This is a genomic window from Halanaerobium sp. ST460_2HS_T2 (assembly GCF_003337665.1).
Classification (GTDB): Bacteria; Bacillota; Halanaerobiia; order Halanaerobiales; family Halanaerobiaceae; genus Halanaerobium; species Halanaerobium kushneri.
On sequence record NZ_QPJF01000052.1, the window covers coordinates 1 to 7407 of the forward strand.

Sequence of the window (7407 nt, forward strand, 5' to 3'; positions counted from 1 at the left end):
CAATAAAATATTTTATTTTTAAAGATTGAAATGATTTTTTAACGGCAAAAATCTAAAAAGAACTACTTTAACTTTTTACTTGCCGAATTCAAGTTTAATTATCTTTGGTATTATTGTTTTAATAATATTTTTAATTATATTTGATATCTCAAAATATATAAACCAGAATATAAAGCAGATAGTTTCAGGTTTTAAAAGAGTGGAAAATGGTCAATTAAATTTTCAGCTGGATATTAAAAGTCAAGATGAGTTTGGCATTCTTGCTTCAGGTTTTAATCAGATGCTTAACAGAATAAAAAAACTCACCTATAATGATCCCTTAACCGGTCTACCTAATTTGAACTTTTTAGAAAGTAATCTTTCAGAATCTCTTAGAGAAAATATAAGTAATAAAAATCAAATTTATTTATTTACCCTGATAACAGATAATTTAACTCTGGTAAACAGTAATTATGGTTATCAAAAAGGAAATGATATACTACGAGAACTTTATCAGCGTTTGCGAAAAACTTTATCTGAAGAAATGATAATTGCTCGTAAAAGTGATGAGTTTATCTTTTATTTTTCTTCTGCTAAAAGCAATGATGAAGTAAAAGAATATGCTGATGAGATCATAAATAAACTTTCAGAACCTTATGAAGTCAATAATAATCTAATTTATTTAAAGATTAAAATTGGAGTTGCTGTAAATGAAGAAGATGAAAACTGTTCTGATTTAATTAGAAAATCAAGACTGGCACTTCACTTTGTTGATGAAAAAAATAATGTTAAATTCTTTGATCAAAAGATGCTGGGCCAACTGTCAGGTAGATTAAATTTGGAGGGTAAATTAAGAAAAGCTATAGTAAATGATGAGTTTCAGTTATTTTATCAACCCCAACTTGAAAGTAAATCGGATAGGGTTATCGGAGTTGAAGCATTAATTCGCTGGCAGCATCCGGAAAAAGGAAGAATTTCTCCTGGAGAATTCATTCCGCTGGCAGAAGAGACAGGAATGATTTTAAGACTGGGTGACTGGGTTTTAAATGCAGCGTTACAGCAGTTAAAATCCTGGCAAAAAAGAGGTTATAGTAGTATAATAATGTCGGTGAATATAGCTCCTCAGCAATTTCAACAGGAAAATTTTGTTGAAAAGATAGATGATTTGCTGAAAAAATATAAAGTTGAAGCCAGATTTTTGGAACTTGAGATAACAGAAAGAACAGTGATTAAAGATATTGAATACACTGTAGAAGTTTTGAGAAGATTAAAAGAATTGGGGGTCAAAATTTCTATTGATGATTTTGGAACCGGTTATTCTTCGCTTGAATATTTAAACCGTTTTGCTCTGGATAAACTTAAAATTGATAAGTCTTTTGTTCATAATCGTAGTAATTTAAATATTGTTAAAACTATTATTATGATGGGTAGTAATTTAGGACTTGAAGTTGTGGCTGAAGGAGTCGAGACTAAAGAAGAGTTAGACTTTTTAAGAGAAAACAACTGCAATTATTATCAGGGATACTATTTTTCTAGCGCCCAGAAAGCAGAGATAATAGAGAAATACTTTACAAGTGATAAAGTTCAAATTGATTAAATAAAGGAGCGAATTATGGATTTACATATAAAAAAATTTGAAGAACTGACTAATCAGGAGTTATATAAAATTATTGAAGCTAGAATTAATGTTTTTGTTGTTGAGCAGGACTGCCCTTATTATGAGTGTGATAATAAAGATCAAAATTCATTTCATTTATTTTATCAAGACCGGGAACAGATTGCAGCCTATCTTAGAATTATTTTGCCTGGCGTATCGTATGAAGAAGCATCTATAGGAAGAGTTCTGGTAAATAAGAAGTACAGAAGAGAAGGACTTGGACTTGAGATGATGAAACAGGCTATTTCTTTTATTAAAGATAATCTAAATACAGAATTAATTAGAATTTCTGCTCAGGAGTATATTCTTGATTTTTATAAAAGTTTGGGGTTTGAAATTGTATCTGATAGATATCTGGAAGATAATATTCCCCACTTTGAAATGGTGTTAAAATTGTAATTAAAGAAAGTTTTTGATAAAATTAATTTGGGCATAATCAATTATGGAGGTGCTTTTTAATTTGGTCAATTTAGTTGATGCACAGTCCCTCGCAAAAGAATGGGCACTTGAAGTTGGTAAGCTTCAAAGGGAAAAGTTGAAAAAGAAAAATTTAGAAATCAATACTAAAAGCACATTAACTGATCTTGTGACAGAAATTGATATATTGAGTGAAAATATGATCAAAGAAAAAATTGAAAAGAGCTATCCTGGACACAATATTCTAGGAGAAGAAAGTAATTATACTGATAAAAAGAGCAAATATACCTGGGTTATTGATCCACTTGATGGAACAAATAATTATGCAAGTAGTTATCCTATTTATTGTGTTTCAATTGCTTTAAAATATAATAATAAAATTGTACTTGGAGTTGTTTATATTCCAGAATTGGATGAGATTTATTCGGCAATTAAAGATAAAGGGGCTTATAAGTCTGGTCAAGCAATCGAAATTTCTCAAAAAAGCTCTTTAAGTAATTCGCTTGTTGCTACCGGTTTCCCTTATGATAAAAAAGAATCAACAATTGATAATCTGGAACCTTTAAATAAAATTTTAAAGAATATTAGAGGACTCAGACGTTCTGGTAGTGCTGCTTTTGATCTTGTTTCTGTAGCCAGCGGCCGAATCGATGCTTATTGGGAATTTAAACTTAAAGAATGGGATTTCGCAGCAGGAGAATTATTGGTTAAAGAAGCAGGAGGAGAAGTTTTTAAAACTGAGATAGAAGGAGAGCCACTTTTTATAGCAGGGAGTAAAGAACTAGTAAATGAGTTAAGAATGATTATTGAAGCAATCTATAAAAAATAAAATTGAGCAGGTGAGTAGTAGATGAAGATTATTAGATATCAAAAAGGTGAAGAAATAAGAAATGGAATTTTGAGAGAGGAAAAAGTATTTGAAGTTGAAGGCGATATTTTTTCAAGTTTTTCTGTTGGTCAGAAAGTTGCAAAACTTGAAGATGTTAAACTTCTGGCACCAGTTCAACCACCAAATATAATAGCAATTGGTTTAAATTATCGACAACATGCTCTTGAGACAGGGGCTGAGATTCCAGAACGTCCGGTTATTTTTCTAAAAGCAACAAGCAGTATAACTGAGCCGAATTCTGAGATAGTTTTACCCCAACTGGCTCCAGCCGAAGTTGATTTTGAGGCAGAACTGGCAGTTGTGATTGCTAAAAAGGCTAAAAATATTGAGACTGTTGAAGTTGATGATTATATTTTAGGTTATAGTTGTGCCAATGATGTTAGTGCTCGTGACTGTCAGAAGAAGCTGGATAAGCAGTGGGCCAGAGGAAAATCATTTGATACATTTTGTCCTTTAGGACCCTGGATTGAAACAGAAATTAATCCCAATGATTTAAAGATAAAATCAATTCTAAATGGAAAAGTTATGCAGCAGTCAAAAACCTCAGATATGATTTTTAATATTGAACAGCTGATAAGTTATCTTTCACATAATATGACGCTGCTACCGGGAACAGTTATCCTTACTGGTACACCTGAAGGTGTTGGTTTTGCTAGAGAAGAGAAGGTTTTTTTAAGAAATGGAGATCAAATTACAATTGAAATTGAAGGTATCGGAAGCTTAAAAAATACAGTTCGTAAAGAAAAGTAAATTAAGTTAAAATAGAAAATTAGACCCTCATTGACTTAAAACGATTATAATTTAATTTTTAATTGAATATCAGCTCTTTAGGGAGGTTAATTATGCAGTTTTTCAATCAGAAAACTTTGGTTTTACTAATCCCTGTTCTCTTAGCTGTCCTTAGTTATGTTATTCATAGAGTAATTGCAAGTATTAAAAGAAAAAGGGCAGAAGAACTATTTACTAATTATCATAAAGATAGAATTATTTATTTTAGCAAAGAAGTTAATTTTTTTGGTCAAGAATCAGCTGGTAGAGCTCAACTTAGAGGTAATGGCTCTTTACTTTTAACTCCGGATGAACTACATTTTTTAAGATGGGTACCAAAAAAGAATATAGTTATACCTTTAGATAATATTAAAAACATAGAAAGAGTCAATTCATTTCTTGGTAAAAGGAAAAATAGTGAATTATTAAAAGTCGAATTTAGTAATAATCAGGGAGAAAAAGATGCAGCTGCCTGGCTTCTGGATAACATGCAGGTCTGGGAACAGGTAATCAAAGATAATTTGAAAGAATAAAAAATCGCTCTTAAGATCAGGATTTAAGCTCCCGGTCTAAAGAGCGGTTTTATTTTTACAGTAATTAATTAAACATTGTAACCTTTTAGGTTATTACGAAAGTTTTCTGTTAAATCTTCCATTTGTTCAATATAACCTGTCATTTCTTTAATTTTTTCAGAATAGCTATTAACACTGGCACTCATTTCTTCACTGGATGCTGAATTTTCTTGAGCAATTGCAGCAAGGTTATTAAAGTTTTCAATAACCTCTCTGATTTTTTTAGTTTCAGTATTTAAGCTGCTGACTATTTCTACAACCTGATCGGTAGCTGCTTCAATATCATTTGTAGCACTATTGCTCGATTCAGCAACTTCCTCCAAAGCCTGATTACTGGCTTCAAGGTTGCTAAACTGTTCACTGATACTTGAACTAAGTGTTTCAACATGTTCAGTAAATTCTCCCAGATTTTTTCTGATTGTTTCAACAGCCTGCTGAGATTCTTCTGCTAACTCTCTTACTTCTTCAGCCACTACTGTAAAGCCACGTCCATTATCAGAGGAACGTGCCGCTTCAATAGAAGCGTTAAGTGAAAGTAGATTAGTCTGGCCAGCAATTTCTTCAACTGTATCTACAATTTCCATTATTGTTTCAATTTTTTCCGAAAGTTGTTTTCCCAGTTGGTTAACATTAGCAAAGGCAGAGCGAACTCCACTGATTCGTTCATTTACATCAACAACTGCCTGAGTAGAGGAACGGATATTTTTAACAGCATTCTCGAGATTATCACGGCTTTCCTGACCCGCTTCAGCAAGTTTTTCAATTTCTTCAACATTCTGATTGACTATATAGGCAGATTCTTCAGTTTCCTGAGCCTGAGCCTGTGCTCCCTGAGCAACTTCATCGACAACTGTAGAAATGCTATCAGATACTTCTTCCATATCTTCAGCCAGCTCGACAAAATCTTCAGTAAAATTATGCATATCATCAGTTCCACCCTTAAGGAAGAGTATATCTTCTCTTAATTTAGATTTAATCTGACGTAGCTTTTCAAATAATTTTTCAAAATCATCAGCAGTTTGCAGCCTGTTTTCGTCATCGAGATTTAGGGCTTCTATTTTGCTTAATTCATCATCAATAGCTTTAATAGGTGACATTAAAATTTTGCTGATAATTGTCAGAATAATTCCCAGCCCTGCTGCTCCGCCCAGATTAACTTGCCATCCTGCCGTAAATTGTGGCAGAGATATTAAAGCAAAACTTGAGATAAATCCAATTAAGCCCATTTTAGCAGGGATACTCTTTAAAAAACCCAGACCTAAAATTTTTGAAAAGAGATATTTCTTCTTATTTCTAAAAGATTTTTCAAAGCTGATATGAATAGTCAAAAAATCTCTGCCATCATCAAGAGTACCTCGATCAATTTCTTCTACCTCGATAGGTGTTTTGAAAAAAGAAGAGCTTCCCTCCAGAAGTCCCAGAAAATAGTCATACATACCCCGCTTTGATTTATAAGTCATTTCGATCTGATTATCATTTAATTCTTTTGCTCGCAAACGAGGAGGATTAGCTCCTGGAAGCATTTCTGTTAACTGTAGGTGAACTGTATCCATTAACATCAAAAAGTTTTTCAAAGTTCTGTTGCTAAAATAGGAAGGAAACCATTTAGAAAAAGTTTCAATATTTTTAATCCCCATCTCATGCCAAATTTCTCCGGGATCTTTACCAACATCCTGGCCTAAATATTTCATTAGATCTTTTGTTTTTTGATCTTCAATAGTTGTCATTGGAGTAATAATTAAATCTTCCTTAAATCCTGCTTTCTTTTTAGCTTTATTGACTTTTTCCTCCCCATATGTTCTGGTTAGAGTACTCAGCCAGGTCGAGACGACTGTTCCTTTCATAAACTTCCCTCCATTTATTTATTATATAATTTTAAAATTTATTTGCAGACAAAAATAAAATAGCTTCCTCTTTAATAAGCTATATTAATAATAATTCGTGATAGGTAGAATAATCCCTGCTTTTAATAGGAAAATTTAATAATATTTGTACAGATACCGTTTATGATTCCAATAACCGGTATTTATTTATACATTTTTAGCTGTAGATGATATAATAAAATTAAGTTTTAGAGTATCCTATAAAATATTTGAGGAGTTTTAAGTAATGAATTACGAAAAAATAGATTTTAAATTTGGTCTTCCCCTTAACATTTCTCTTAATTCACTTGTAAAACAGCAAAAATTTAATCGAAGTTTAAAAATCATCTGGCTTTTAAAGGGTAAAATAACTTATAGCAACTCTAATAGTGAGTCCAGAGATATAATAAATTTAAAGGCAGGGGAAATTAAGATAATTAATAGTTATACCCCCTTTCAGCTGCTTAGAAAATCAAAAGATGCTGAATATCTTGTTTTTAACTTTAAATATAGTTATTTGTTGAATTTAATTTCTAACTTTGAAACTAAGATATACAAATTAAATAATCAGGATAATCTGACTAAGATTAAATATTTAATTGCTTTAATAGCCAGAGATTATTTTTCTTCTCATTATCAAGTGGAAGAAAAAATAAAGAAAAATCTAGCTGAACTTTTTCGAGAGCTGAATAACAATTACTGTATTTATAATCAACGTCAGGATCAATTTTATCAGGAAGCAAGGGGAAATATAGTACTTAAAGTGATTGAAAAATTGGAAAATCAAATTCAAAAAAATTTGACATTAAAGGAAATTGCAGAAGAATTACATTATAATAGTTCTTATCTATCAGAAAAATTTAAACTATTAACTGGAGTTAATTTCAAAAAATTTTTGGACCGATTGCGGCTGGAAAAAATACTGTCAGAACTTCTTTATACAGATCAAAATATTAATCAGATTGCACTTAAAGCAGGTTTTAGAAATGTGAAGAGTTTTTATCGAGTATTTAATGAGTATTTTGAAGAGAGTCCGCTTGCAGTAAAGAAAAATTATCCCCAACTAAAAAAGCTAAATTTAATTGAAGAGTTTGGTGAGCTCAGTTATTATATTCAATATTTTGAGAAAGTAATCAAATACTTTAAAGAAAATAATTTCAGTCAGGTTCACTAGCATTGCATAAAAATATTTAAGAAAAGTCAAGTTCTATTTTCAGCGAGAATACTTGCTTAAAATAGAAAAACTCCTTATAATTGGGATTA

General features: G+C 31.3%; 7 protein-coding genes. 6 read left to right on the forward strand and 1 reads right to left on the reverse strand.

What is annotated here, in order from left to right:
- The first annotated feature begins 79 nt into the window (after positions 1-79).
- The 5 genes from DFR80_RS14685 to DFR80_RS14705 all read left to right on the forward strand — a co-directional run bounded on the left by DFR80_RS14685 (position 80) and on the right by DFR80_RS14705 (position 4243).
- The gene (locus tag DFR80_RS14685) at positions 80-1576 is read left to right on the forward strand and encodes a GGDEF domain-containing protein (protein WP_114490439.1); all 1497 of its coding nucleotides are present in this window, start codon (positions 80-82) and stop codon (positions 1574-1576) included.
- A gap of 15 nt (positions 1577-1591) precedes the next feature.
- Positions 1592-2035, forward strand: coding sequence for a GNAT family N-acetyltransferase (locus DFR80_RS14690; RefSeq protein ID WP_114490440.1), 444 nt, complete (start codon positions 1592-1594; stop codon positions 2033-2035).
- Between the two features lie 61 nt (positions 2036-2096).
- Complete coding sequence (locus DFR80_RS14695) at positions 2097-2882, forward strand: inositol monophosphatase family protein (RefSeq protein ID WP_114490441.1); 786 nt, start codon at positions 2097-2099, stop codon at positions 2880-2882.
- A gap of 21 nt (positions 2883-2903) precedes the next feature.
- Positions 2904-3692 (forward strand): fumarylacetoacetate hydrolase family protein, encoded by a 789-nt coding sequence (locus tag DFR80_RS14700; protein ID WP_114490442.1) that lies wholly within the window; start codon positions 2904-2906, stop codon positions 3690-3692.
- Positions 3693-3784: 92 nt separating this feature from the next.
- On the forward strand, positions 3785-4243 hold the full coding sequence (locus tag DFR80_RS14705) for a hypothetical protein (protein WP_076543819.1): 459 nt from the start codon (positions 3785-3787) through the stop codon (positions 4241-4243).
- Positions 4244-4311: 68 nt separating this feature from the next.
- On the opposite strand, the gene DFR80_RS14710 is transcribed toward DFR80_RS14705, so the two are convergent.
- Positions 4312-6126, reverse strand: a complete 1815-nt coding sequence (locus DFR80_RS14710; RefSeq protein ID WP_114490443.1) for a heme NO-binding domain-containing protein — start codon at positions 6124-6126, stop codon at positions 4312-4314.
- Between the two features lie 265 nt (positions 6127-6391).
- On the opposite strand from DFR80_RS14710, the gene DFR80_RS14715 reads away from it, so the two are divergent.
- Entirely contained in the window at positions 6392-7318 is a 927-nt protein-coding gene (locus DFR80_RS14715; RefSeq protein WP_114490444.1) for an AraC family transcriptional regulator, read from the forward strand.
- Positions 7319-7407: the final 89 nt, after the last annotated feature.

What these genes read in the sequence shown, in the direction of transcription:
- DFR80_RS14690 (WP_114490440.1), top strand. Translation starts at nt 1,592, where the DNA reads ATGGATTTACATATAAAAAAATTTGAAGAACTGACTAATCAGGAGTTA.
- DFR80_RS14700 (WP_114490442.1), top strand. Translation starts at nt 2,904, where the DNA reads ATGAAGATTATTAGATATCAAAAAGGTGAAGAAATAAGAAATGGAATT.
- DFR80_RS14705 (WP_076543819.1), top strand. Translation starts at nt 3,785, where the DNA reads ATGCAGTTTTTCAATCAGAAAACTTTGGTTTTACTAATCCCTGTTCTC.
- DFR80_RS14710 (WP_114490443.1), bottom strand. Translation starts at nt 6,126, where the DNA reads ATGAAAGGAACAGTCGTCTCGACCTGGCTGAGTACTCTAACCAGAACA.
- DFR80_RS14715 (WP_114490444.1), top strand. Translation starts at nt 6,392, where the DNA reads ATGAATTACGAAAAAATAGATTTTAAATTTGGTCTTCCCCTTAACATT.